Here is a 26009-nt window from a genome sequence, read left to right as displayed (position 1 = left end):
AACCAATTGACACTACGGATTTGGAATCCATCCCATCCGTCAGCCGTCGATGAGAACGTTTTGGACGAGACGCCGCGCTCGGAATGTCAGCCAGAAATGATCGGGCGCACCCGCTGCCTCGTCGACAGTATCCATGGACCCGGCACCCGCGAGGTTTATCGCGGGTGCCGGTCGATGATCAGAAGCGCAGCCGCACGCCGGTGCTGATCGATTCCTGATGATCGTCGCGCCCGGTCTGCGCGGCGACCGTGCTGAACAGGTCGAGCCCGCCCGCCAGTCGATAGGACATGCCCGCCGCAGCAGTGCCGACCGCGCGGGCACGCTGCGCGCCGAACGCGACCAGGTCGAGCGGCCCGCCGGCATAAGCGCCGACCGCGTCGGTGCGGCGTCCCTCCACCTGATAGCGAACACCCAGGCTGACGTACGGCCGGAACGGTGCGGGTGAAGCGTCGCTTCGTGCGAGCGTCACTCCACCGTCGACGAAGCCCGACACGTGGCGATCGCGCGCCACGTTGAGCGCGAACGCGCCGCCCGCCTCTGCCACGCCGTCACGTGTCGTGCGCAGATAGGTGACACCCGCACGCGGGCGCAGCGACCAGTCGGCTGCCATGTCGATCGCGTAGCTGACCGACAGGTCGCCGACCCAGCTGTGGAGATCGTAGCGCCCGGCCGCGCGTGCCGCGCCCGGCAGCGCGCGCACCGTATCCGCCTGCCCGCCGTCGTAGAGCACGGAAGCGGTGATGCCCAAGCCGTCCGCGCCGGCGTAGCGCGCATGTGCGCCCGCGACGAAGCCGTCGTTCTTGGTCACCGCACCCAGTGCGTCGATCGACTGATGCGTGTTCAGGTACCCTCCGAACGCACCGACGGCGAGCTCGGCATTGCCGTAGCCCAGACCACCCAGGAAGCCGTAGCTGCGCGTGCGCGCCTTGGCGGTCCCTTCCGCGGGATCGTCGCCCAACGTGTGCCACTGGCCCACCGTCTGCGCGAAGGTGAACAGACCCGGATCCTCCTGCATGGTCGCAAAGGCGGGGCTGCGCGCCGCGCTCGCGAGCGTCAGTGCATTGTCGACACCGGCTTGCGTCGCCGAGGCATAGGCTTCCGGCGTCAGCTGCGCGAATGCCCGCGCGTTCGACGATCCATCGGCGTTGAGCAGCGCGGGCAAGGCCGCGAACAGCGGGCTCGTCGCGGCCTGCGCCTGTAGCGTGGTGTTGGCATAAGCGATCGAGCGCTGCACCTGCGGCGAGAAGCCCGCGCCACCCAGGAACTGGCCAAGCAGCTGGATCCGGTCGGCGCGCTGGACGACGAAACCGAACAGCGTGTCGGGCTTCTGGATCGTCGTGTAACTGCCGTTGATCCCGCCGGTCGCCACGACGAGGTCGTAGGAGGTGCCGGGACGGATCGCGCCGCTGGTGGTGAGCTGCAGCGTCGCGCCGTTCGCGATCGATACCGATCCGTTGACCTGCAACCGGTCGGCGCCGGTCGGTGCGATCTCGAACGCCGACACCGACGTGCCCGCGAGCGCGACGTTGCCGTTGACGGTCATCGTGCCGATGCCTGCCCCCGGGCTGAGCGTGCCCGCGATCGCCAAATTGCCGTTGACCGTCCCGCCCGAGCCGAAGGTCGCGCCCTGCGCGACATTGATCTGGCTCGCGTTGATGATCGAACCGGTCAGCCCCACCAGCCGGCCGGCCGACAGGTTGACGAGGCCGAGTGCGGCATTGCCCGACATCGTCGCGAAGCCGCCCGATTGGACGTAACGTTCGATGTTGGCGACGCCCGAGAAGGCAACCGGCGTGCTTGCGCTGCCGCCCGATACCGCGATCGTGTCGCTGCCTGCACCACCATCGACCTGGCCCGCGAAGCGTCCCGCGATCGTGAAGCGATCGTCGCGTGCGCCGAATTGCACCTGGTCGGCGGTGAGCACGCCGTCGCCTGCGACTGCCAGATCGGTGCCGGCGGCGATGCGCTGCCATGTCTGTGCGCCGGTCAACGTCAGCGTGCCATTGCCCTCGCTGGCCAGTAGCTCGAAGTCGCGCAGCACACCCGCCGCCAGCGCCCGGTCGCCCGCCAGCACCAGCGTCGCACTGTCGCTGCCCGCACCACCCGAGACGGTGCCGGCGAGGGTCGATCCCGCTGCGAGCCGCAGCGCATCGTTGCCCGCACCCAGATCGATCACGCCCGCGAGCGTACCGCCGTTCGCGACCTCGATGCGCTGCGCGCCATCGTCGAACGCGAGCGAAGCGTTCGCGCTGCCGAGCGTGCCGGCGATCGTCAGCGCATTGCCCGCGAGCGTCACCTGCTCGAACCCGGTCGCGGTGCCGACCAGCGTGACGGGCGCATTGGCGGTGAAGCGCAGCGTGTCGCTACCCGCACCCCCGGCATAATTGCCGGCCGCGCGCGTCGTGCCGAGCGCCAGGACGTCGTCGCCCGCGCCGAGCTGGACCGACGCCACGTCGCCGTCGACCCGCAGCGTCTCGGCCGCATCGCTGCCCGTCACCTGCCCGATGGTGAACCCGCCGAGCGTCAGGTCCAGTCCGGTGCCCGCCAGCGCGATCTGATCGAAGGGTTGATCGAGCGTCAGCGCCAGTGTGCCCTGCCCCTCGACTGACAACCGTTCGAACCCGGTGCGCTGGCCGATGCCGGTACGATTGCCCGCGAGGATGACGCGGTACAGGTCGGTACCTGCCCCACCGTCGACCAGTCCGGCGTTGCTGCCGGCATAGTCGACGAACACGTCGTCGCCGTCACCGAGCGACACCGTCCCTGCGATGGTGCCGCGGTTGTCGACGCGGTCGTTGCCGCCACCCAGCGCGACGCCGCCCGCGATGGTCCCGCGATTGTCGACGAGCTCGGCCGCGTCGCTGCCGGTGATGGTGATCGCGCCCGCACTGGCGAGCGTCTGCCCCGCCGCGACGGTGATCGTGCTGCCCGACACGCCGATCGTGTCGAACCGGAAGTTGCCCGAATAGGCGACATTACCCTCGCCGATCTGAGAGAAACGTTCGAAATTGACGAACTGGTCGCCGTTGACTGCGCCGCCCCCGGTCGCGTCGATGATGAGGCTGTCGGTGCCGAGTCCCCCGTCGACCGTGCCGATCAGCACCGCGCTCGCGCGGTGCAGGAAGGTGTCGTCGCCGTCGCCGAGGAAGACGTCGCCTTCGATCCGGCCGAGATTGTCGATCCGGTCGTTGCCCGCGCCCAACGCGACCGATCCGATGATCGTGCCGGTGTTGGTGATGCGGTCGTCCCCGCCGCCATAGGTTTGGATCGCACCGGCGACGAAACGGCTGCCGTCGCGGATGGCCTCGTCCTTTTCGTCCAGCAACGTGCCTGCACTGCCACGGATCGTGCCCGCGTTGGTCAACGCCAACCCCGCGGTCGCCCCGATACTCATGACCGCCGTCGATTGATTGCCGGTCGCTTCGATGGTTCCGGTGTTGCTGACGGTTGTGGTGATACCCTTCGCAGGGCCGACATAGAGCGCCACAGCTAAGTCCGTGTAGCGCGACGTCGTGCCATCGATGTCGAAGAAACTCTCCACGTTGCCGCCGGCATTCGCGCGTATTGTACCGCTGTTGCTGACCGCGATCGCACCGGCGCCACCATCGATGTTCAACGTGTTCATGTACACGCTGGCGCCATTGCCGCCTGCAGCAGTCGCTTCGATCGCTCCGCTGTTCGCAAGCGAAATGTTACCCGTCGACGAATAGCCGAGATTAACGCCGAGCAGCACTGCCGAGTTCGACCCGCTGGTGATCGTACCGTCGTTCGTCAGCGCAATTGTTTGCGTCGGGGATTGATCCTGCGACACCGTGTAACGGTTCGGCTGGATAACCGCGTACACACCTTCGGTAATCGTGCCGCTGTTTGCCAGCGTGATCGCCTGCGTGGTGACCGGCTCGCTCTGCCCCAATGAGTAGAATGATCCGATGTTCGCAAAAACGCCGCCTTCGATCGACCCAGCGTTGGTGAGCGAGATCGTCTGTGACGTGATCGGTTGGTCGGCGGTCTGAAAGTAACCGAGATAAATACTTGTCGACACCCCACCCGTGATCGTGCCGCTGTTTGTTAGCGACATCGACTGGATCGTCGCCGCCTGCTCGCTCGTAGGCCGGTTAGAACCATATTGCTGATACGCGCTCAGTCCGCCGTTGATCGTTCCGCGGTTGGTCGCAGCGATCGCGCCTGCGGCATAACTGCTTAAGTAAACCGCATTGTACGAAGCGTTGCTGCTGATCGTCCCGCTATTATCGAACACCAGGTCACCGACAGCGGCGATCGAAACCGCATTGTCGCTCAACGTCGCGCTGCCGATCGTTGCCGAGGCTGCGTTCGTGAAACGCCGCAGCGTCGCGGACACGCCGTTCGCAATCGTTCCCTGGTTGGTCAAGGCAAGCGCACCGCTCAGGTCCGTCAGCGTAGGATCACTGACATTGCTGAAATAGCTCGCACGAATTGCGCCATTGATCGTGGCAGTGTTGACGATCTCACCGTCGCCGTCGATCAACAAGTCGCCGGTGAAGGGAGCATCGGCGCGAACGTTTACCACGGTGTCGGAGCCGAGCGCGCGTACGCCCTCACGCTCGAACCCGGTCAGCTTCACCGTACCGAGCGTTACTGTGCTGCTCGCGCGGCGGGCTTGGATCAGCGTGTCGGTGCCGTCGCCTCCATCGATCATGCCCGAGATGCCCGAGGTCTCGCCGAAGAGCACCAACGTATCCTGCCCGGACCCAAAGGTAAGATTCCCGGTCAGCGTACCGCCATCGGAGACGTAGGTAGCAGGCGAGTAGGAATAATAGCTGGCCGCCGCCACATTGCCGGTGATCATGCCGCGATTAACGACGGTGCCACCATTCGAAAGATCGACCGCGGTCAGCCCGGTAATCGTGCCTCCGGCCTCGTTCACCAGCTCGCCACCGTAATAGCTGGTCATCACCGCCGTGCCGAAGCGGCTCTCGATCGTACCGCTGTTTATGATGCTGCCGTTTGAATAATAACCGCTCTGGACCGCGGTACCGTCACTGCGGATCGTGCCGCTGTTGACGAGCGTGGTCGCGCCGCTGACCCCGACCGCATTGGTTCCGGTGGCGGTGATCGTGCCGGTGTTGGTCACATTCTGTGCACCGGTGATCGCGCTACCACCCCCGCCGAGCGTGATCGTGCCGGCATTGGATACATTCACGCCGCCCGAGATGGCGGATGCCGGGTAATAGGTACCTGCGGCATTACTGACGATGATCGTGCCGTTGTTGGTGATATCGGCGTCGCTGCCGAGGATCGCTGCGAGATTGTAGAAGCCGTAATTGGCCCCGCTCGCGCTGATCGACAATGTGCCGTTGTTGATAACCGACAGGTCGCGCGTTTCGCCCGCACCTGCACCGGTGAGTTGCGCGACGTTCAGGATCGTGGTGTCGATCAGCGAACGACCGCTCGACGCAAAACTGCCGGTCAGCGTGACGCTGCCTTGCCCGGTGAGGCCGATCGAGCCTGCTCCGCCATTTGCGGCCGCCAGCGTCAGCGCTGCACCGTTTGCGACCTCGAACGCCAGCCCCTCGAACCCGTTGGAGAGCGCTGTGGTCGCGCTCGCATCGGCGTTGACGCGGTACCGCAGCGTGTCGAACCCCGCGCCCGCGTCGACCCCGCCGGCTGCCCCTGCGAACGGACGTCCCGTATCGCCCAGCGTCACCACCAGCGTGTCGTCTCCGCCACCCAGGCGGATCGCACCGCTGACACTGCCGCCATCGTCGACGAATAGGTCGCTGCTGCTGTCGTAATAATAGGGCGAGGTGAAGTCGACCGAGCCGATGATGGTGCCGGCATTGACCAGCCGCGCGCCGCCATTGCTGGCAACCGCCACGGTGCCGCCTGTCACCGTGCCACCTGCGGCGTTGATCAACGTACCGCCGACTAGCGCGCCGGTGACACCACCAGAAATTGTACCAGTGTTGGTGAGCCGCCCGCTCGATAGCGACAGGCCGGTCGTGGCACCTGCGATGATGCCGCTGTTGGTGGATTCCACCCCGTAGCTGTACAGCGTCACTCCCACGCCTGCGCTGGAGCGAATGGTGCCGCTATTGTTCAGCGTAGCATAGTCGAGCGCTGCGCCCGTGCCGCTTGCAGTGATCGTACCTGAATTGTCGAGCTGCGACGAGGCACGCACCCCCGCACCGTTCACAGCGGTGATCGTACCCGAGTTGGTGAGCTTGTTGGTAAGGCTGACCGCGAACTGGTCTACGCTGTCGAGGGTCGCGGTGATCGACGCCTGATTGTTGAAGATCGGGCCGTAAGAGGAAAAGCCGGTTGTCACCGCCGGGCCGCGCGTGACCAGCGCTGCTTGGTTGACGACGCTGCCCGAACCCGACAGCGCAATGCCGTTGCCAGCGGTGAAGCTCGAAGCGAGCGTCACGGTGGCGTTGTTCGACAAGTCGAGCCCGAGCAGCTCGAAATTGGTTGGCAGCACCGCGCGCGCGATGGTCGTGTCGGCGTCGATCCCGATCGCCAACGTATCGGTTCCCGCGCCACCATCAATCGAACCGGTAATCGACGACACACGCCCGGTCGCAACGTCATAGCGCGCGCGCAGAATGTCGTTGCCCGCGCCAAGCGTCAGATCGCCGTTGATCGTGCCGCTGCGCGTGTCGATCGTGCTCGATTCTACGGCCGCACCCGTGCTCGTGACCAAAACTGATCCGTTGATCGTGCCCGTGTTGGTCAGCGACAATACGCCGCTTGCACTGATCGCGGTCGCGCTACCCCCGATCGTCGCATTCGCAGCGTTCGAGACATAGGTGTAGCCCGTGCCGGTGACCGTCGCGGTTGTGCCGGTCGAGGTAACGCTGCCGGTGTTGTAGAGATTGAAGCCGTTCTGCGAGGAGGCGATCGCCCCGTTGTTGCCCGCCACGATCCGACCGGCATTGGTCACGTAGGACACCGCACCGCTGACGCTGCCGTTGACCGTGCCCGTCGTGGTATTGGTCAAGGATAGGGCGCTCACCCCCGCCCCATCGGCTAGGATGGCACGGCCGTCGCGGCCCGTGATCGTGCCGGCATTGGTAACATAGGCGCTCGCGCTGCCGCTGGTGTTGGCGGGATCACGCCGGATCACCAATCCTTGCGCACCCGTCAACGAGCCGCCGGCTGCGATCGAGATCGACGCGTTCGCACTGGGATAGCTCGTCACCACCGTGCCGGGCGTGCAGTAGAAATAACCCGGGCCGGCATAGGGATCGGTGCAGATGTAGGTGGTCGGCGCCCCAGCGGTCAGCAATACGGCCGCCTTGTTCACGTCGCCGTCGACCAAACCTGCGACGCTCAATGACAGATCGCGTGCGCTCAGCGTGATTGCAGCCGGGGTGGTGCCTGCCCGCACAATTGCGTCCTTGGCAACAATCACACGAGTACCATTCGTCGTGACTGTCAGCCCGTTATCATCGGTGCCGGTGCAATTGGTGGTGCCGTTGACCGTGGTGGGATCGGGGCTGCACTGCGCCTCAGCCGGCCCACCCAGCACCATTGCCAGCGCGATCCCGCTCGTCCCCAGCGCATAGCGACGCACCCGCTGCCCACGCAGCGCACCATTCAAGTTCATGACATTCCCCCACTTTACTCGCTCCCATCATCGAAGCCGGGCGATTTGTCGAGTCGATCACGTCTAGCTGTAAGGATAGGTAGATTCAGAGCACCTCAGCGCTACCGATGGGGATCGCAGATGGTGTATTTGCGCCTGTTCGTGCCCCCCTCTCATTGTTCGCCACAATACCGGCATTCCTGCTGACCGCGGTGATGGGAGCCGAACTGCCAGGCACGATGCGGGGGTGGTGAGACACGGCTACAACAATCGCCCGTATCGGGGCACTACGACAAGATGCGAGCGCGATCCCGACGATGGAAGCCCTGCCTTCTCAGCCGATCCTTCGTCGGCGGTGCTTTGCATTATCGATGTCGCGCGACAGTGGTGCACTAGTCCAAATCGCGATCGAACTACTGTTTCGTAGTAGAACAACACCAACCATCACGTACGTAATCACCAGCAACCAATGTCGCTAACATAGGTTGATGCGTCCGAACCGGCTGCGTTGCGCGGCCGTAACGGAGATGCTGTTGACGTTTGCCGCTGCCCCCACCCGCCCGCCGTGCAGTGCCCCCGTGCCTGCGCGCGACGCGGCGCGTGGGTGATCGGCCGTCACGAACGGAGGAGCAGGCATGAACAAGAACGAATTGCACGGCGGTGCGCGCTATCTGGGCGGCAAGGTCGAGAAGGCGGTCGGCGACGCGGTCGGCAGCCGCGAATGGCAGGTCAACGGCGTGGTCGATCAGGTCGCGGGCGGCGCTGAGAACCTCTACGGCCGCGCGCGCGGCATCGCCGAGGACGCGGTCGATGCCGCCCCCGGCTTCGTCGACGAGGCGAAGGAGCGGCTGGGTGACGCGGCCGACCGTGCCCGCGACGTCGCCGACCGGGCAACCGACCGGGCGCACGACGTCGCCGACCGCGCGGGCGATGCGGCCGCGCGTGGCACGCGCGCGGCGAATGCGGCGGTGTCGAACAATCCCGCGTCCTGGGCGGTGTTCGCCGCGCTGGGGGCAGGGATCGGCGGCTATCTGCTCGGCTGGCTGATCCACGGCGAGCGCGCCTGAACCAGGTGGCCGCGTCGCTGACTTCGCTGCGCGAGACCGCGGATCTGCGCCACCTGCGCCAGATCATCGCGGGGCTCGACGAGGGCGTGATCCTGATCGATCCCGACCAGACGTTGCTCTGGGCGAACGACGCCGCGCTTCGGATGCACGGCGTCTCCTCGCTCGAGGCGCTGGGTACCGACGTCGACGATTATCGTCGGCGGTTCCAGTTGCGCTACCGTAACAACCACCGCGTCGCGGCCGACGATTACCCGATCGAGCGCGTCGTCGCGGGCGACCGCTTCTCCGAGGTGGTGGTCGAGGTGACGGTCGCGGGCGAGGAGGAGCCGCGCTGGGTCCACCAGTTCCGCAGCCTCGTGCTCAACGACCGCGACGAGGACGCGCCGACCTGCGTCGTGCTCGTCATCCAGGACGTCACCGCACAATACGAGGCGGAGGACCGGTTCGAGCAATCGTTCAACGCCAACCCCGCGCCCGCGGTGATCTGCCGGCTGTCCGACCTGCGCTTCGTCAAGGTGAACCAGGGTTTCCTCGACATGACCGGCTTCGCGCGCGACGAGGTGCTGAGCCGCACCGTCTACGACATCGATGTGCTGCGCGAGGCCGACCGGCGCGACCTCGCGAAAACGCGGCTCGGCGAAGGCGCGACGATCCCGCAGATGGAGGCGCGGCTCGAACTGCCGGGCGGCGCGACCAAGCTCGTGATCGTCGCCGGGCAGCCGATCGACCTGAACGACCAGCCGTGCATGCTGTTCACCTTCGCCGACCTCGAACCCCGGCGTCAGGCGGAGGAAGCGCTGCGCCACAGCGAGGAACGCTTCACGCGCACCTTCCAGATGGCGCCCGTCGCGATGGCGATCGGCGCGCGCGACGGGCATCTGTTGTGCGAGATCAACGCGAGCTTCACCCAGCTGACCGGCTATGCCGCGCCCGCGATCATCGGCCGCTCGCTCAGCGACGTCGGGCTGTGGGCGGGCGAGGGCACCGGCCGCGAGATCGAGGCCGCGATCGAGCAGGGCGGGGCCTTGCGCGGCCACGAGGCGGGGATCGCGACGCGCGAGGGCGGGCATATCGACTGCCTCGTCTCGACCGAGGCGTTCACGCTGAACGGCGACGAATGCCTGCTCTGGGCCTTCCAAGACATTACCCAGCGCAAGGCGACCGAGCTCGAGCTGGTCGAAGCGATCGAGGCGGTGATGAAGGATACGAGCTGGTTCAGCCGCTCGATCATGGACAAGCTCGCGCGGCTGCGCGCGCCGCAACCCGACGAACGCGGCGCCTCGCTCGACGACCTGACCTCGCGCGAGCGCGAGGTGCTGGCGCTGATCTGCCGCGGGCTGGACGATAAAAGCATCGCGCGCGCGCTCGGCGTCTCGGGCAACACCGTGCGCAACCACGTGGCGAGGATCTACGCCAAGATCGGCGTAAACCGCCGCACCGCCGCGGCCGCCTGGGCGCGTGCGCGCGGGTTCGACGGCGAACGGCTGCTCGCGGAGGCGAACGCGTGAGCGACGATACCGACAAGAAACACCGCGACGAGCGCGACAAGCCCGAACCCGCGAAGGTCCGCAAGGCCAAGGGAGCGGCGCTCGAGGCGATCGGCAAGCTGCTCGGCGACGACCAGGCGGTCCGCGATGGCCGCAACGAGCAGCGCCACGCGGCACGGCATGGTGACGACGACGGCGCAACGCCGTCCCGCCCGCGCCGTGACACCAATCCAAAACAAGAACAGGAGTGAATATGGCGACCAATGTAACGGGGGTTTCGGGCAATTACGTCGCGGCCGACACCATCCAGACCCCGCGCGTGCTGCCGCGACTGTCGTGGGGCGCGATCTTCGCGGGCGTGGTGCTCGCCGTCGCAGTGCAGGTGCTGCTCAGCATCCTCGGGACCGGCATCGGCCTCTCGATGGTTGACCCGGTCGAGGGCACGACCCCGGGTGCGGCGGGCTTCGGCATCGGCGCCGGGCTCTACTGGCTGATTACCACGGTCGTCGCGCTGGGCGCGGGTGGCTATGCCGCGGCGCGCGTATCGGGCGTGACCGAGCGGTTCGACGCGCTCGTCCACGGACTGGTCGTGTGGGGCGTGACGCTGATCCTGACGATCTACCTGCTGACCTCCGCGGTCGGCGGGATCATCGGTGGCGCGTTCCGCACCGTCGGCACGGTCGCCAGCGCAGCGGGCTCGACCGTCGGTGCTGCCGCACGCGCGGCACCCACCGCCGCCTCGGTCGCGGGCATTGACCAGAGCGACATCCGCCAAGAAGCGGCCGACTATCTTTCCGACGCGCCGAGCGATCCCGCGCAGATGACGCCGGAGCAGGCGCAGAAGGAAGTGGCGAAGGAACTGCCCGCGCTCGCGCGTGGCGGGGCCGAGGGCCAGCGCGCCGAGAGCCGCATCGTCGACATCGTCGCCGCGCAGCGCAAGATCAGCCGCCCCGAGGCGCAAGCGCAGGTCACCCAGGCCAAGCAGCGTTTCGTTGACACCAAGAACCAGGCCGTCGCGACCGCGAAGAGCGCAGCCGACACGGCCGCGGGCGCGGCGTCGAAGACCTCGTTCATCCTCGTCCTTGCACTGCTGGTCGGTGCAGGCGCGGCCGCCTTTGGCGCCACCGCGGCGACGCGTCGCCGGGTACGCTGAGTGCCCGCGGCGGGGCGGCGTACCGGCCCCGCCGCACCTTTGTCGAAGACCGGGCGGGGCAGCGTATCGGCCCCGCCGTACCCTTTGTTGAAGACCGGACGGACAGCATGCTGACCGTCCGTCCGTTATCCAAGGAGATGCTCCCATGAAGAAGATCGCTCTCGCAACCGGCCTCACCGCGATGCTGGCGCTTACCGCGTGCAACACCGTCAACGGCGCCGGCCGTGACCTGAAGTCCGCCGGCAGCGCCGTCTCCGACGCGTCGGGCAAGAACAAGGGCAAGTAAGCCCCCACCCATTCCACCGGGGCCAGGCAACCCCGCCCTGCCGCCCTCCCCCTCGGTTGCGGCGGGTCCCCACCACCCCGGTGGGATCGCGCTCGGATACCGGTTCACCTGCTCGAACCGGCATCCGGGCGCGTGTTCGTTGGGGGCGACAGCGCGAAAACTTTACGTCTGCAGCGTGCATGTAGACAAGTATGCCTTCATAGTCGTCGACACTGTTTTAGCCACAACGGAACCACTTACCCGCTCGTTCGATCACTCCCCCGGTGCCTTTAGCGGCGCCCCCTCCCCCAGATCGGACGAACCAGCATGAAGCTTCAAGGCAAGAAGATCGCGATCCTGATCGCGCCGCGCGGCACTGAGGAGCCCGAGTTCGCGCAACCCAAGGCAGCGGTCGAGCAGGCGGGCGGCACCGTCACCGTCGTCAGCTTGGAAACGGGTGAGGCGGAGACGTTCAACAACGACCTCGATCCGGGTGCCAAGTTCAATGTCGACAAGGCGATCGGCGACGTCTCGGCCGATCAGTTCGACGCGCTTGTCATCCCGGGCGGCTGCGTCGGCGCGGACAAGCTGCGCGGGTCGGATCAGGTCGTAGCTTTCGTCCGCGACTTCTTCGCTGCGAAGAAGCCCGTCGCCGCGATCTGCCACGCACCGTGGACGCTGATCGAGGCCGATCAGGTCCGCGGCCGCACGCTTACCTCGTTCCCGACGCTCCAGACCGATATCGAGAACGCGGGCGGTACCTGGGTCGACCAGGAAGTAGTCGTCGACCAGGGCCTCGTCACCAGCCGCAATCCTGACGACCTCCCCGCCTTCTGCGCCAAGCTGGTCGAGGAATTCTGCGAAGGGAAACACGACGCCCAGGCGGAGAACGCGTAAATGGCGCGCTTCTCCGACAAGGTCGTCGTCATCACCGGTGCCGCCTCGGGCATCGGTGAGGGGGCCGCGCGCCGCTTCGCCGAGGAAGGCGCGACACTGGTGCTGGGTGACATCGACAAGGCGGCGCTCGACACACTGGCGGGCGAGCTCGGCGGGACGGTCGAGACGCGCGAAACCGACGTCTCCGACCGTGCGGCATGCGAGGCGCTGGTCCAGGCCGCGGTCGACCGCTTCGGGCGGATCGACGTGCTGGTCAATGACGCCGGCGTCGATCATCTGGGCAAGGTAGACGAGGGCGACTTCGCCGAATTCACCAAGGTGATCGAGACCGACCTCTACGGCGTCGTCCACATGAGCCGCGCCGCGGTTCCGCATCTGCGGCAATCGAAGGGCTGCATCGTCAACGTATCATCCGTCTCGGGGCTGGGGGGCGACTGGAACCACAGCTTCTACTGTGCGGCGAAGGGCGCGGTGAGCAATTTCACCCGCGCGCTCGCGATGGACGAGGCCCGCCACGGCGTCCGCGTCAACGCGGTCAACCCATCGCTCACCTACACCGCGCTGACCGCAGGGATGAAGGAACAGCCCGACCTCATCGCCAAGTTCGAGGAGCGCATCCCGATGGGCCGCGGTGCCGAACCCGCCGACATCTCGGGCGCGATCGCGTTCTTGGCGAGCGAGGACGCGCACTTCGTGACGGGCGTGAACCTGCCGGTCGACGGCGGGCTAACCGCATCGAACGGCCAACCGCCGCTGTCTTGATGGTTGGGGGCGGGCTGCGCATCCGCCCTCATCCTCGCCCGAACCGGCACGGACGTGGGGACCGGCGATCAACCGCACCCCGCTTCCGACGTCCGGCTCGCGTATCGCCAAGACGACCCTCTCTCGATCGGTTGTGATCCATGACTAACGCTCCCGCCTCCTCCACCGATGCGTCCAAGGTCGCGATCGTCACCGGCGCGTCGCAGGGATTGGGCGAAGGGATCGCGACCGGCTATCGTGCGCGGGGTTGGCGCGTCGTTGGCGTCTCGCGGTCGATCAAGGGGGCGGACGAGCCCGATTGGGTGACGGTGGCGGGTGACGTCGCCGATCCCGACACCGCCCGTCGCGCAGTCGACCTGGCACGGGAAAGGTTCGGGCGCATCGACACGTTGGTCAACAACGCCGGCGTGTTCATCGGCGCGGCCTTCACCGACTATACGCCCGATCAATATGCGCAGATGACGCGCACCAACCTAGATGGCTTCTTCCACATGACGCGGGCCGCGCTGCCGATGATGGTGGCGCAAGGAAGCGGCCATGTCGTGCAGATCGTCACCACGCTTGCCGAGCATGCCAATGCCGACTTCCCCTCGGTGCTGGCGTCACTGACCAAGGGCGGGCTGGCTGCCGCGACCCGCAGCCTCGCGATCGAATATGCCGCGCGCGGGGTGCGCGCCAACGCAGTGTCGCCAGGCATCACCGCGACACCGATGCACCCACCCGAGACACGCGCCGGGCTCGCGCGCTACCATCCGCTCGGCCGGATCGGCACCGTCGACGACGTGGTGCAGGCGGTAATGTATTTAGAGGACGCGCGCTTCGTGACGGGCGAGATTCTCCACGTCGACGGCGGTCAGGTCGCGGGGCATTAGCGGGTGCTTGGTTGGGAGATGTCGTTCCCCGATCGCCGCACGCATTGTTGTACAGGATACCAATGGCTCCTTGCTACGAACCGGGCGTCGATAAAACATCTGGTATGGAGGTGATGTCCAAAACCTCCACATGCATCGGCCCCATGCGTCGTCGAATGAGACTTCCCTTGGGCACGCCGTAACCACTACCGCGTAGCGTGTAGCGTTCGATCCGGTACACTCCCTGTCCTGCAGCATCACCGGCGAAGGTGGCATATCGCCGCGCGGCGATCTGATCCAAGGCGGCGCTCGCCCAGCTTTTATCGCCCGCCGATCGGAGGATTGAAGCGTCGGCAGTGCGCCCGTCGGGGCGTATCCAGTAGCCTATGTCGGCCCACTTCAGCTCGCTCGGGTCCGTCGACTGCATGGCGAATTGATTGACGTCACCGAACTTGTCGGCTTGCTCCCGCGCGGCGGTTGCGGCGACCGGTTCCAACGGCGGGTTCGAGATGAGGACAGGGCGCAGGTTACTGCCCAACCTAGTCATGGCAGCGATTTGCTTGTCTATCTCGGCCTTGTCCGCGCGACCGACCGCCAGTCTCAAGCGGAATGCCGGTATGATCGATTGGACCCCAGCGTCCTGCGCCACAGGAGAGCGCGCGATCCCTTCTAGCAAACGACTGGCTTCGCCATGCCGCCCCTGCGCACTCGCGAGCGTCACCAAACGCAAACCTGCGCTGAGCGCGGTAACGTTCTGCCCGTGGGTAATGGCCAGTTGCTGCGCCCGTTCATAAGCCGCTTGCGCATTGCGCGTGTCGCCCTGCTTCATCCACATGTCGCCCAGCGCCAGCTCGGCATTGCTGACTGCGGGGTCGCTGGCAGGCAGATTGTCGCGTAGCGTGCGCATTTGCGCACCTACCGCCCCCCGGTATGCGTCGAGATCGCCTTCCTGCAGCGTTACCGTTCCATAAGCCTCGTATAACGCCGCAACCGGCCTGGGCGCGACGGCCGCGGAGGAACGGTTTCGCGCAACGGCAGCCGCGAGGCCGCGCTTGGCAGCTATGTAGTCGCCTCGGCGAAAGGCGCGCTCAGCCCAGGCGATCGACACCTGCGCGTCACGCAATGGCGAACAGTGGCGCGCGACGCATTCCGCATAGGCGTCATCCAGTCGTGCACCCGTCACCACGATATCCGCTGGGGGTGTTTGAAGTGCGGCTAAAAGCAGAAATGCAAACATGCGCATATCCTTTGCAGACCCGGGGCGATCGCGGGTTTGTAGTAAGATGTTTCCTTGAGTTCGCCACCATCTTACGGTGTATTACTCTCGCCAATTAGTCCGAAACCGCATGACTGAGAAGCGGACACGCACCAATTTACCCCTTTTAGCGGGATAGAGGACACAAAATGCTTAATTGTCCCTGCCACGTACTTGGAACATCGTCGCCTCGCTGATGTTGGTCAAACGAAATCGATAGGAGTCACTTCGGTGAAAATCGTTATTGCGGCAGCAGCCCTGATGATCATGCCCAACGTGGCAACCGCACAAATTTCCGGGATCAACACGTCACCTGCCGAGCGGTCCACCGGATCCGGTTACGAGAGTTCCGTCGGCGGTTACTTTCCAGGCCAAACGCATGTAACGCCATCGATGCGGGCACAGAAGATGCGTTGGGCTATAGCACTTCGAGAGGAGGCGTTGGCGTTGCAGAAAAGCGACGGCGGTGTGTTGTCCGACGAACATCGAGCCTACATTAAACGCGAGCAAGAAAGATTTATTCATACCAACTCTGATGTAACCTCACTGGACCCAACCCGTACTGAAGTTGACCAAGGAAGGTTTTACAATCACGCTCGAGAAGCTGCCTTAATCTCACGAAGCCATTTCCTGGCGACGCAGGGGATGAACACAGCCCAGCCCACCATGCTCGTTATGGATAGCGCATCGGCAGTAGATTGGCTGACCGGCAGCGAAATGCGCGTCCACGTGATGATTCCCGCGGCGAGCAACAGCAACAAGCTGATTATCTTGGCTCTGCGCGATGACGGCATCAGCTCGGACATCACCATGGACGCCAGGAACAACATCCCGAATATCGATGCCGTCACGTCTTCCATGATCATAGGCTAGACGTTGAGCAAATAACTGCAAGAGGGCGGCAGCCGTCGCTTCAACTGACCGTTACCTTGCCAACGAGCATTGCTTGCTGGCTGGACACCGACCCGTAAAGTCGCTGGCGACCTATAATCCTCTGCGCTAGCATCGCGGAACGGCGCTGGGGAGCGCTGAACTGGGAGGGGTTCAACATGCTGAAGAAGACGGCCGTCGTGGCCGGATGGTGCCTGACGCTCGTATCGGGGGACGCATCCGGTCAGCAGACCATGATGATCCCAATTGGCGGCGAGAAGACGGTACCGGTGCCGCAAGGCGTCGTTGCGCCATCGGACTCGCCCGAGGAAATCGCCAAAGACGCGGCACGCGACCTGAAAGACAATCGCTTCTATAACAAGCCCGGGGCCACCCGCGCCCAATATGACGCCGACTGGCAACAATGCCGCCTTATTGCGCGCGGTTCACGCACGCCATCTGGAAGCATCCCTTATTACTACGATCCTGCCGTTATTTCACCTCTGGCGGCTGGAATTGGCGGGGGTATCGGCGGTGCGATCGGGGCTGCCATCGCGCAGGGGCAGCAACGCCGGGCCAATCGGCAGCAGTGTTTGATGATCCGCGGTTGGCGATTGGTCGAGGTAAGCGCGAAGGACGCCGATCGGGTGAACGCACTGTCGGACGCCGACCGGGACACCTACTTCAATGAACTCGTTGGAGCGGCGCACGTCGATGGCTCCATCACCGAGATGAAGACTTTTGCGATCACTGTTGATCCAGCGCTTCGGCTTGATGAGCCGCTCAAGGCACGAGGCATGGTCTACGCCGGCAAGGACGTGGATTCCGCTCAGCCGATGACTCTGGGGCCGAACGAGGGCCTGGTCGTGCTGGGATATCGGCGCGTCGTACCGGCCGCCCAAGGACGATCGGGCGGGGTCGCGCTGCTTCGCTACGACCTCGAACACCGTGACGTCATCTACCGTCCGAAGGATTGGAAGAAGAACGGGGACAAGACGACCTATTCGTTGACCGCGAACAGTCACGACAAGAAGGCTGAATACGAGGTGCAGACGATCCGGGTAACTGCTGGAGATTACGTCGTAAACTCGACCACCGTCGGCGCCGTCCAGCCCACCATCACCAATTGCTTCGGCGCGCCGACCTTCCACGTCGGGGCTGGCGAGATCGTGTACCTCGGCGACTTCCACCCGTATATCGGCCTTCCGCTCAGCAATGGCGAGAAATTGTCTATCCTCGCTCATTCGATGCACGTGGATGACGCACGCGCCACGCTCGCGGCTCAGCAGCCGCAGCTCGCGACAGCGTTGAAGCCTGCCACGTGGCGCAACGGCGCGACTTACGCCTGCTCGGGTACCGTCATGACGCGATGGGATCTCAACGGCCCGGAAATGCTGCCTTCGTTGCCTTCGGCTAGTTAATCGAACAACGCACTTCGTGGGTTCGGTCGTAAGGAAATGTCGTGGGAACAGGCGTCTCCCTCACGACCACTAAAAACGGTAGAGCCACGACCTGAACGGCGTGGCTCTACAGTCTGCGATACAGACCCTGGTCTCGATCACAGAAAGGGGGCTGCGGGTAAACCACGCAGCCCCCTTTTTAACTCTGATTATTAGAAGTTAGCCTTCACGCCCGCGTAGAGGAAGCGGCCGGTGTTGGAAAAGATCGCGCCACCATCGGTCGTGCCCAGCAGGCCCAGCGGGGGTAGACGATCAAAGGCGTTGTCGACACCGGCGTAGAAGTTGAACTTCTCGTTGATGTCATAACCAAGCCGGAAGTCGTGATACCAAACGACCGGGTAGTAACGCGGGCTCGAGTAATCGGGATCGTACGCCGGCCCCTGCTTGCTGTCGTGCGTTGCTTCCCAATCGGTGACGCTCTGCCGCCCGATATAACGTGCCTGGTAACCAAGGGTCAGGCCGCTCAGCTTCACGTTCGCCGAAGCGTTGAAGCTGTAGATCGGATCGCCCAGCTCGCCGCGGATACGCTCGGGAAGATCAGGCGTATCCAGGTACGGGAAGTCGCTGCGGTTCTTCACGTAATTGCCGATGAAGCGCAGCGAGAACGAGTTATTCTCGTCGAACTGGTACTGGTAGTTTGCGTCAACGTCGATGCCCTTGGCACGCAGCGCCGAGAAGTTCACCGACGACACCAGCAGCGCCGGGCTCGCGAAGAAGCCGTTGCCCTGACGCGGATTGATCAGTGAGCAATATTGGTTGTCGAGCGTCGCGGAGTCGAAGCAGCTGTCGACGGTCTGCTGACCCGAAATCGACGAGATCACACTCTTGACCTTGATGTCATAGTAATCGGCCGTGACCGAGAACCCACGCAGGAAGCGCGGCTGGAGCACGAACCCGACGGTGTAGCTGTCGGACTTCTCTTCGCGCAGGTTGGGATTGCCGCCCGAAAGGATAGCCGTGTTCGCCGCACGTGCGGCCGTGTTCTCGAACGTCGTTGGATCAAGACCGATTGCGCGGCAATTCGCCTGACGGTTCGCGCCGTTGTTGGGACCGTTGGTGCTGTAGAGACGGTCGCAAGGATCCTGGATCGTCGCGAAATTCTGCGACGGCGACGAGTAGAGGTCGCTCAGCGTCGGCGCACGAACCGCGCGCGAGTAGCTGCCGCGGAAACGAATGTCGCGGATCGGCGCCCAGACGATGCCGGCGTTGTACGAGTAGACGGTGCCCGTTGCGCCCTTGAAATCGGACACGCGGCCTGCGCCCGTCAGCGTCAGTTCCTTGAACGCGAACACGTCCTTCAGCAGCGGAATGTTGAGTTCGCCGAATGCTTCCTTCACCTCAAAGGCCGGCGGGTTGAACGGCGCAATCGCGTTGAGGAAGGTTTGCCCCGAAGAAACGATCGGATCGAATGCCGAGCTGGCCGTTTCACGGCGGTATTCACCACCCAACGAGAAGCTGACCGGACCACCAGGAAGGCTGAACAGCTGCGATGAGTCGCCCGACACGAAGCCGTTGACGACATATTCTTCCGCCCGACCACGATAACGCGTGTCGGTCATGAAATAGCTGAGCGCCTGCGGCGTCAGTGTTGCATTGCTCGCACCGAACAGGCTGATCGGGATACAGCCGGCGTCGTCGTTCGCCGTCGAGGCATCGGCGTTGATCCGGCACACGATCTGACCCGCACCGTTACGGACCGCATCAGCGGCCGCGCGGAAGCGTGACTCGATGCGGTTGTTGCGCGAGATCAGCTTGTTGTCGAAGCGACCGTAGTTGAACGACACGTCATAGTGCCAATCCTCGTTGAAATCGCCTTCGACACCCGCAACGACGCGGTAGGTTTGACGCGTTGCCAACTCACCGCGCGATCCGAAATCGAGATTGTTGCGCGACAAACGGAAGAACGTCGGGTTCGGGTTCAGTGACGACACCAGCGTGGAGCGGATGAACGCCGCGTCCGCCGGGTTGAGGAACGCGTTGTCGAAGAAGATCGGCACGCCGTTCGAATTGGCGGCGAAAGCCGGGTTGGTCGCGCTACCGTTCTGCGCGAACGTCGGCGAACTCTCCTGCGTCGATTCAACGCGGACGTACTTGGCCTCGATATAAGGCTTGAACGCGTCAGACACGTCGTAGTGCGCGAGCACGTTGGCGGAATAGCGCTGCAGGCCGGGCTGCAGGACGCCGTAGTTACTGAGCGTCGAACCACCGACACCGCCGAGCACGTTACTCGAACCGAACGGACGGAAATCAGTCGTTCCGTAGCTGGCCTCTTCCAGACGACCGCTGGTATTGAAACGGAAAACACGCGGGAAGCCGTTAGGTCGGCATGACAGCGGATTACGCGTCGCAACCGTGCCGTTGCTGACGCAGGTCGTGGCACTGGCCGCGTTGTAGGGGATGAACGTGCCCCCTTCGCTCAGCCCGAGGCTGTAGATGCCGCCATTGAAGAACGTGCGATCGGGCACATCGTCGTTGTTGACCGGTGACGACAGATTGAACTGACGACGGCCGGTGTAGGCACCCGTCAGATCCGGACGATCGGTGTAGCGCAGGGTGTTGTTCTTGGCATATTCGAGCGCAACGGCGATGTTGCCGCGGCCTTCGTCGAAGTTCTTACCGAACGTGCCAGCGGCAAAGTACGCGCCACGATCGCCACGATCGGTGACGCCGCCCTGCGCGCGCAGCGAGATACCCTCGTAATTGCGCTTGAGTACGAAATTGACCACGCCCGCGATCGCGTCGGAACCATAGATGGCCGACGTGCCGCCCGTGACGGTGTCGACGCGCTCGATCAGATCGACCGGGATGGTGTTGGTGTCGACCGCGAAATCGCCTTCGGACGACGTGATATGGCGCTTTCCGTTCACCAGAACGAGCGTACGGCTGGTTCCCAGACCGCGCAGATCGAGCAGGTTCAGACCGGTCGTGCCGATGAACTGGGTCGAGTTGGCCTGGCTGAACGTGGACCGCAGCGAGGGCAGGTTGTTCAGCGCATCGCCGACCGACAAATTGCCTTGGGAGAGGAGCTGATCAGCGGAAAGCGACGTGATCGGCGACGCGGAATCGAGTGCCGGACGCGCGATACGGCTGCCGGTGACAACGATGGTGTTGTCGAGGCTCGCGTCGTCCGCGGGTGTACCGTTGTTGTTGGTTTGCGTGACCGTTCCGACCTGCGTCGCATCACCGGTCGACGGCACTTCCTGAGCCAGCGCGGCAAACGGGACGATCAGTCCTGCTGCAAGCGCACTCCCTGCCAAAAGACGTAATTTCATTATCAAGACCCCCATCATCTCACCTGCGCCTTTGAGCGCTAGATTGGTCTCGAATGAAATCAATTAGGTCAGCACTACAACCGTTAATGCTGTATACATGTTTGATTACAGTTGGTTTCCATCGCTTTGTTGCAAAAGGGTGACATGTGATGCGTTACGCAACATTCGGATGGAGCCGAGATTGCAGTCTGATGCTGCAAGGCCGCACGCTACAATCGCTAGGCCCTATGGAGCGGACGGGCGGGGCGCAGCAGCACAGTACGCAGCGATCTCCCAACGTAACCCCTCAGGTAAGTGCTGATCGATTGTCGCTAGATTAAGGTGCGGTTGTACGCTGAGGGCGCTGCTACGCCTTATTGCATCCCTTCCCTCACAGCGCCGCGTTGAGCGATAGCCGCACCGTCCGCGGGGTGCCGGGGTAGATCCACAGGCTGTTGTACGAGCTGAGCGCGTAGCGTTCGTCCAGCAGATTGTCCGCCTCCAGACGGATCGTCGACCAGCGCGTCAGCGGGACCTCCGCCGCGGCCTTGACCTTGGTGTAGGCGGGTAGGACTAGGCCGCTCGTATCGGTCGCCCCCGATCGCTCGCCGACATAGGTCGCGCCCGCGCTCATCCGCCACGTGCCGCGCGGCGTCTCGTCGGCATAGGCGACGAAGACCGACCCCGAATGATCGGGTACGTTGAGCGCGCGGGGCGTCGGGAACGTCCGGTCGTCGTAGCGCGCGCGGGTCCAGGCGTAATTGGCCACCACCTGCCAGCGCCGGGCAAGCCGGAGCGTCGCGTCGAACTCGACCCCGCGGCTGCGCAGCGTCCCGACCGGCGCCAGGAAATTGACGTCGCGCGGATCGGTGGTGAGCACGTTCGATTTGCGGATGTCGAACCAGGTCGCGCCGACGTCGAGCCCCGCCCAGCGACCGCTGACGCCTACCTCGTATCCCTGCCCACGCTCGGGCGCGAAGGCCGCACCGTCGGCGCCGCTGCCCGAGTTGAGCAATGTCGACTCGCCCCAATTGGCGTGCACCGCGACCGCCCGGTCAACCTGATAGCGCGCGCCGAGCCGGAACGTGACCGGCTGGCTGACGCGGCGCGACGTCGCGCCCGTCAGGTTGCGGCGCAGCTTCTGGTCGACATGATCGTAGCGCGCGCCGCCCACCAGTAAGACGCCGTCCCCGACGTCCCACAGGTCCTGCGCATAGAGCGTCACCGCGCGGCGCGTCTCGCGCTGGTCGATGCTCGGCAGCAATGGTGCTGCCTCAGCGACGCCGTAGACGGGATCGTAGATGTCGATCGCGTACGGCAGCCCGCCGCGCGCCGGGTCGGCCGGATTACGCCGGCGCAGCAGTTCGAGATAGTCGAGCGTGTAGCCCTTCACCCCGACGCTCGGGTGATGCGTGCCAAGCGCCGCCAGCTCGCCGCGCAGTTCCAGCCGGGCGGCCAGATCCTCGACCTCGTAGCCGCGCGCGCGCCGCTGGCGCCACAATGTCCGACCGCCGACCAGCCGCGATTGATCGGCGGAGAAACCGCGCAGCGATCCGGTGCGATAGGCGGCCCCGCCGACCAGCGACCAACCCTCCGCCAGCCGCGCTTCGCCGGTCAGCTGATGCCGCGTGTCGCGCGCGACCGTGTCGCCGTTGTTCGGCTCGCCGAGGAACCGCGATGCAGGGAGGGCGAGCGCGTCGCCGTTCACCGCCACCACACCGCGATCGAACGGCGATGCGTAGCGGATCAGTTGCGCGACATAGGTCAGCTGCCACGCGTCGGACGGGCGATAGGTGAGCGACGGCGCGACCGTGCGCCGCTTCAACGACACGAAATCGCGGTAACCGTCGCTGTCCTCAACCGCGACGACGATGCGCGCGGCGAGATCGTCCGTGACGGGGCCGGTTGCGTCGAGTTCGACGCGGCGGGTGTCGAACGACCCGTAGCTGAGCCGCGCCGACGCCTGCGAGATGAAGCGCGGTGTCTTGGTCACCATGTTGACGCGTCCCGCGGGATCGATGTCGCCGAACACCGCGCCGGCCGGGCCTTTTAGCACCTCGATCCGCTCGATCATGGCGGGATCGCGCGCGGGCGCGCTGCCGCGATTGGCGATGAAGCCGTCGACGTAATATTCCCCGCCGCCATCGGCGGTGCTGAGAAAGCCGCGGATCGCGAAATTGTCCGCGAACCCGCCGCGATTATTCTGCTGGCTGCTGCCGCTGACGAGCTCGAGCGCATCACCGAGGCGATAGGTGCCGGCCGCGCGCAGCAGATCCTGCTCGATCGAGCGGCTCGATTGCGACATCCGCTCGGTCGCGCGATCAGACGAGAGCGTCGCCTCGCGCGAGCGGCGGGTACCGAGCACGACGATCTCTTCACGGCTTGCGTCTTCCTCGACCTGCGCCGCGGTGGGAATCGCGATCGTGCCCGATGCCAGCGCGGCGACGATCAGCAGCGGTCGCGACGTGGTCGTGCGGCGCTGCGCAGGGATGCGATAGGCAGGACCACGGCGCGAAACATGCCGCGATGTACGAATGCGTGTGATGACCGTCGCCCTAATCAGAATAGATATGTTGTATCATAATCTCTTGCGTTGTTGCCGGGTGGAGGTCAACAGGGCGTCGGGCGATCGCCAGTAGGGTTCGCCACCGACCAGCGAAGCGGCGGGTGTCGCGCCCGCCCCCGCAACGCGTGTCCTGCGGGACGCGCGAACACAGCCGAGGAGGATCCAATGGTGACGACCGCCACGCTGCCGGCGACTTCGGTGATTGCAGGTTCTTCCGCACCCCGTTCGTCGTCCCAGCCGGTGCCCCAGTCATCGCCGGTATCGCGCGCGCGACTGCGCAGCATCGACGCGCTGCGCGGGCTGGTCATGCTGCTGATGCTGCTCGACCATCTGCGTGAGACCTGGTTCCTCCACGTCCCCATGCCCGATCCGATCGACGCGCGCGTCGCACTGCCCACGCTCTATCTCGCGCGGCTCGCCGCCAGCCTGTGCGCGCCGGTGTTCATCGTCCTGACCGGCGTGTCCGCGTTCCTGTTCAGCACGCGCCACACGCTCGCACAAACGCGCGTCTTTCTGGTAAAACGCGGGCTGGTGCTGATGGCGCTGGAGGTGTTCTACCTCTCCGAACTCTATTGGGGCATCGCGTCGCCGACGCTGTGGCTGCAGGTCATCTGGTGCATCGGCGTCTGCATGATCGTGCTCGCCGCGGTGATCGCGCTGCCGCGGCGGGTACTCTTGGCGGCGGGGCTGGTGATCGTCGGCGGGCATAATTTGCTCGACGCGGTACACCTGCGCAGCGGCGACGCACTCTTCGTGCCTTGGGCGTTGCTCCACCAGCGCGACGTGATCGCCTTGCCTTTCGGTCTAGTCGCCAAGACGAGCTACCCGGTGCTTGCCTGGATCGGCGTGATCCTGCTCGGCTGGGGGATTGGTCCGTGGTTCCTCACACAGATGCCGTCGCGCGTGCGGGTGCGGCGTCTGGTGGCGAGCGGGTGCGCGATGCTGGCGGCGTTCGTGCTGCTGCGGCTGGCGAACGGCTACGGCGATGCGCCGTGGTTCGTCGTGCCGGGCAGCGCGATGCGTACCGCGATGAGCTTCTTCGCGCTGACCAAATACCCCCCGTCGCTGCTGTTCCTGCTGCTGACGCTCGGCTGCGGCACACTACTGCTCGCGGCATTCGAGCGGCTCGACGGCAGGCTGACCGCCGCATTGGCGATCTTCGGGGGAGCACCGATGTTCTTCTACCTGTTCCACCTCACCGTGCTGCGGCTGCTCTACCATTCGGCGTTCGCGTTTCTGGGCGCGACGCACGGCACCACCTTCGGCGTCGACGACTATCGCTGGGTGCTCGCGTGGTACGCCCTGCTGATCGTGCCGCTCTACCTGCCGACCGCGTGGTTCGCGCGACTGAAGGCGCGCCGGCGCGACATCGCCTGGCTCAAATACCTCTAGCCGCGCGCGCCCACGCCTTCACGCGGCGAGCGCGTAGCGGCGGCAATGTTCGAGGTAGCCTGCCTCGTGCGCGCCCGCGAGCGACACCACGCTTTCCCACAGCCACGACGGCGCATCGATCCGCCCGCGCCGATCCGCCTCCAGCTCGCTGAGCCAGTCCGCGCGCGCGTCGGCATTCAACTGCCGCCCGTGCGCCTTGCCGATCACGAAGGCGAGGTAACGCGCCGCCTTGATCGCCTCGCGGTGGTTGAACTGATCGACCTCGAGCTTCAGGTCCTGCGGCGCGAGTTCGCGAATGAACAGCGAGCGGTCCTGCATCCGTACCGGCAGCATGCGCGTGCCGAGATGCGGCGACATCGCGCGCGCTGCGGCGACGACGCGCTCGGCATGGTCCGCGGGCATCGCCGCGCGATCATCGACTGGCGCGATCGGCTCGACCGCTTCCTTCAGGTCGATCAGCGCATAGTCCGAACGGCGCCTAGTGTTGTCGAGCGCGACGATCACCGCGTAGCGCAACAGCCCGAGCGAGCTGCACCCCTTCATCCAATAGGCCGCGTCGACGAAGCGGACGCGCCGACGCTTGTTCTTGCGGTCGAGCGACAGGATCAGGTCACACACCGCCGGATCGGCGAACACGCGTTCCAGCGCGTCGCGCTCCCCGGCGTCGATCGCCCAGAATTTCTTGCCGAGCGGCAGCGCAGGCTCGACCGCCGCCAGCCGCTCCTTCGCCAGATGCTTCCAGCGGCGGTTGATTGCTTTCCGCTTGACGCTGCGCACTACCTCGGGCTCGACCCCGGCATCACCGTTGACCGGATCGGCGATCGCCGCGGCATAGCCCTCGACCATCTCCTCGATCATTCGCGCGGTCGTGACGCCGGGCAGATCGGAGCCGCGCGCCGCGGTCGCGAGCGAGAGGCCGAGCCGGATCAGGTCGTGCGCTGGGTTGCCGATCACCGCCTGGTCTAGGTCGCGGATCTGGATCTCGACGCGGCCGTCTCCTGCTGCGAGCGGCCCGAGATTGCCGAGATGCGCATCGCCGCAGATCCAGATCGCCGGCCCCTCCGGCACCCGTGATGCGGCGGGGGATTCGTCCAGCCATTCATAGAATTTTGCCGTGTTGCCGCGGACATAGGCGTGTGCGGAACGGGCCATCTTGCGGGTACGAT

Annotated in this window: 16 protein-coding genes; 11 read left to right on the top strand and 5 right to left on the bottom strand. The window is 65.1% G+C overall.

Annotated elements, in window-relative coordinates; genetic code table 11:
• Positions 1–178: 178 nt before the first annotated feature.
• Positions 179–7588, bottom strand: coding sequence for an autotransporter outer membrane beta-barrel domain-containing protein (locus KZ810_RS16385; RefSeq protein WP_219770201.1), 7410 nt, complete (start codon positions 7586–7588; stop codon positions 179–181).
• Positions 7589–8202: 614 nt separating this feature from the next.
• On the opposite strand from KZ810_RS16385, the gene KZ810_RS16380 reads away from it, so the two are divergent.
• The 8 genes from KZ810_RS16380 to KZ810_RS16345 all read left to right on the top strand — a co-directional run bounded on the left by KZ810_RS16380 (position 8203) and on the right by KZ810_RS16345 (position 14070).
• Entirely contained in the window at positions 8203–8634 is a 432-nt protein-coding gene (locus KZ810_RS16380; RefSeq protein ID WP_219770200.1) for a CsbD family protein, read from the top strand.
• A 5-nt stretch (positions 8635–8639) separates the two neighbouring features.
• Positions 8640–10142, top strand: coding sequence for a PAS domain S-box protein (locus KZ810_RS16375; RefSeq protein ID WP_308461583.1), 1503 nt, complete (start codon positions 8640–8642; stop codon positions 10140–10142).
• Positions 10139–10372, top strand: a complete 234-nt coding sequence (locus tag KZ810_RS16370; RefSeq protein WP_219770199.1) for a hypothetical protein — start codon at positions 10139–10141, stop codon at positions 10370–10372. Before KZ810_RS16375 ends, KZ810_RS16370 begins: the two co-directional genes overlap by 4 nt.
• 2 nt (positions 10373–10374) lie before the next feature.
• Complete coding sequence (locus KZ810_RS16365; RefSeq protein ID WP_219770198.1) at positions 10375–11274, top strand: hypothetical protein; 900 nt, start codon at positions 10375–10377, stop codon at positions 11272–11274.
• 145 nt (positions 11275–11419) lie between these two features.
• Positions 11420–11560 (top strand): entericidin A/B family lipoprotein, encoded by a 141-nt coding sequence (locus tag KZ810_RS16360; RefSeq protein ID WP_219770197.1) that lies wholly within the window; start codon positions 11420–11422, stop codon positions 11558–11560.
• A 306-nt stretch (positions 11561–11866) separates the two neighbouring features.
• A complete protein-coding gene (locus KZ810_RS16355; RefSeq protein ID WP_219770196.1) occupies positions 11867–12436 on the top strand; it encodes a type 1 glutamine amidotransferase domain-containing protein in 570 nt (189 codons plus the stop codon).
• Positions 12437–13198 carry a meso-2,3-butanediol dehydrogenase gene (gene budC, locus KZ810_RS16350; protein ID WP_219770195.1) on the top strand — a complete coding sequence of 254 codons (762 nt, stop codon included), beginning with the start codon at positions 12437–12439 and terminating at the stop codon, positions 13196–13198.
• A 140-nt stretch (positions 13199–13338) separates the two neighbouring features.
• On the top strand, positions 13339–14070 hold the full coding sequence (locus KZ810_RS16345) for an SDR family NAD(P)-dependent oxidoreductase (RefSeq protein ID WP_219770194.1): 732 nt from the start codon (positions 13339–13341) through the stop codon (positions 14068–14070).
• Between the two features lie 73 nt (positions 14071–14143).
• On the opposite strand, the gene KZ810_RS16340 is transcribed toward KZ810_RS16345, so the two are convergent.
• Positions 14144–15286 (bottom strand): tetratricopeptide repeat protein, encoded by a 1143-nt coding sequence (locus KZ810_RS16340; protein ID WP_219770193.1) that lies wholly within the window; start codon positions 15284–15286, stop codon positions 14144–14146.
• Between the two features lie 249 nt (positions 15287–15535).
• On the opposite strand from KZ810_RS16340, the gene KZ810_RS16335 reads away from it, so the two are divergent.
• Both KZ810_RS16335 and KZ810_RS16330 read left to right on the top strand, forming a co-directional pair.
• Entirely contained in the window at positions 15536–16177 is a 642-nt protein-coding gene (locus tag KZ810_RS16335; protein ID WP_219770192.1) for a hypothetical protein, read from the top strand.
• 176 nt (positions 16178–16353) lie between these two features.
• Positions 16354–17595 carry a hypothetical protein gene (locus KZ810_RS16330; protein WP_219770191.1) on the top strand — a complete coding sequence of 414 codons (1242 nt, stop codon included), beginning with the start codon at positions 16354–16356 and terminating at the stop codon, positions 17593–17595.
• A 191-nt stretch (positions 17596–17786) separates the two neighbouring features.
• Here KZ810_RS16330 and KZ810_RS16325 read toward each other — a convergent pair whose 3' ends face one another.
• Together KZ810_RS16325 and KZ810_RS16320 are read right to left on the bottom strand one after the other, a co-directional pair.
• Positions 17787–20906 carry a TonB-dependent receptor domain-containing protein gene (locus KZ810_RS16325; protein ID WP_219770190.1) on the bottom strand — a complete coding sequence of 1040 codons (3120 nt, stop codon included), beginning with the start codon at positions 20904–20906 and terminating at the stop codon, positions 17787–17789.
• A 370-nt stretch (positions 20907–21276) separates the two neighbouring features.
• Positions 21277–23250 (bottom strand): TonB-dependent receptor, encoded by a 1974-nt coding sequence (locus KZ810_RS16320; protein WP_308461582.1) that lies wholly within the window; start codon positions 23248–23250, stop codon positions 21277–21279.
• Between the two features lie 366 nt (positions 23251–23616).
• Here KZ810_RS16320 and KZ810_RS16315 point away from each other — a divergent pair, with 366 nt between their 5' ends.
• The gene (locus KZ810_RS16315; RefSeq protein WP_219770189.1) at positions 23617–24843 is read left to right on the top strand and encodes an acetyltransferase domain-containing protein; all 1227 of its coding nucleotides are present in this window, start codon (positions 23617–23619) and stop codon (positions 24841–24843) included.
• Positions 24844–24861: 18 nt separating this feature from the next.
• Here the strand turns inward: KZ810_RS16315 and KZ810_RS16310 are convergent, their stop codons facing one another.
• On the bottom strand, positions 24862–25995 hold the full coding sequence (locus KZ810_RS16310; protein ID WP_373369178.1) for a DUF2252 family protein: 1134 nt from the start codon (positions 25993–25995) through the stop codon (positions 24862–24864).
• Between the last annotated feature and the right edge of the window lie 14 nt (positions 25996–26009).

It is taken from the genome of Sphingomonas citricola, assembly GCF_019429535.1.
Classification (GTDB): Bacteria; Pseudomonadota; Alphaproteobacteria; order Sphingomonadales; family Sphingomonadaceae; genus Sphingomonas; species Sphingomonas citricola.
Note: the sequence above shows the minus strand (reverse complement) of the source record. Positions and strands in the feature narration are given on the sequence as shown.

Coding starts and splice junctions, on each gene's coding strand:
- KZ810_RS16385 (WP_219770201.1), bottom strand. CDS start 7,588: ATGAACTTGAATGGTGCGCTGCGTGGGCAGCGGGTGCGTCGCTATGCG.
- KZ810_RS16380 (WP_219770200.1), top strand. CDS start 8,203: ATGAACAAGAACGAATTGCACGGCGGTGCGCGCTATCTGGGCGGCAAG.
- KZ810_RS16365 (WP_219770198.1), top strand. CDS start 10,375: ATGGCGACCAATGTAACGGGGGTTTCGGGCAATTACGTCGCGGCCGAC.
- KZ810_RS16360 (WP_219770197.1), top strand. CDS start 11,420: ATGAAGAAGATCGCTCTCGCAACCGGCCTCACCGCGATGCTGGCGCTT.
- KZ810_RS16355 (WP_219770196.1), top strand. CDS start 11,867: ATGAAGCTTCAAGGCAAGAAGATCGCGATCCTGATCGCGCCGCGCGGC.
- budC (WP_219770195.1), top strand. CDS start 12,437: ATGGCGCGCTTCTCCGACAAGGTCGTCGTCATCACCGGTGCCGCCTCG.
- KZ810_RS16345 (WP_219770194.1), top strand. CDS start 13,339: ATGACTAACGCTCCCGCCTCCTCCACCGATGCGTCCAAGGTCGCGATC.
- KZ810_RS16340 (WP_219770193.1), bottom strand. CDS start 15,286: ATGTTTGCATTTCTGCTTTTAGCCGCACTTCAAACACCCCCAGCGGAT.
- KZ810_RS16330 (WP_219770191.1), top strand. CDS start 16,354: ATGCTGAAGAAGACGGCCGTCGTGGCCGGATGGTGCCTGACGCTCGTA.
- KZ810_RS16325 (WP_219770190.1), bottom strand. CDS start 20,906: ATGAAATTACGTCTTTTGGCAGGGAGTGCGCTTGCAGCAGGACTGATC.
- KZ810_RS16315 (WP_219770189.1), top strand. CDS start 23,617: ATGGTGACGACCGCCACGCTGCCGGCGACTTCGGTGATTGCAGGTTCT.
- KZ810_RS16310 (WP_373369178.1), bottom strand. CDS start 25,995: ATGGCCCGTTCCGCACACGCCTATGTCCGCGGCAACACGGCAAAATTC.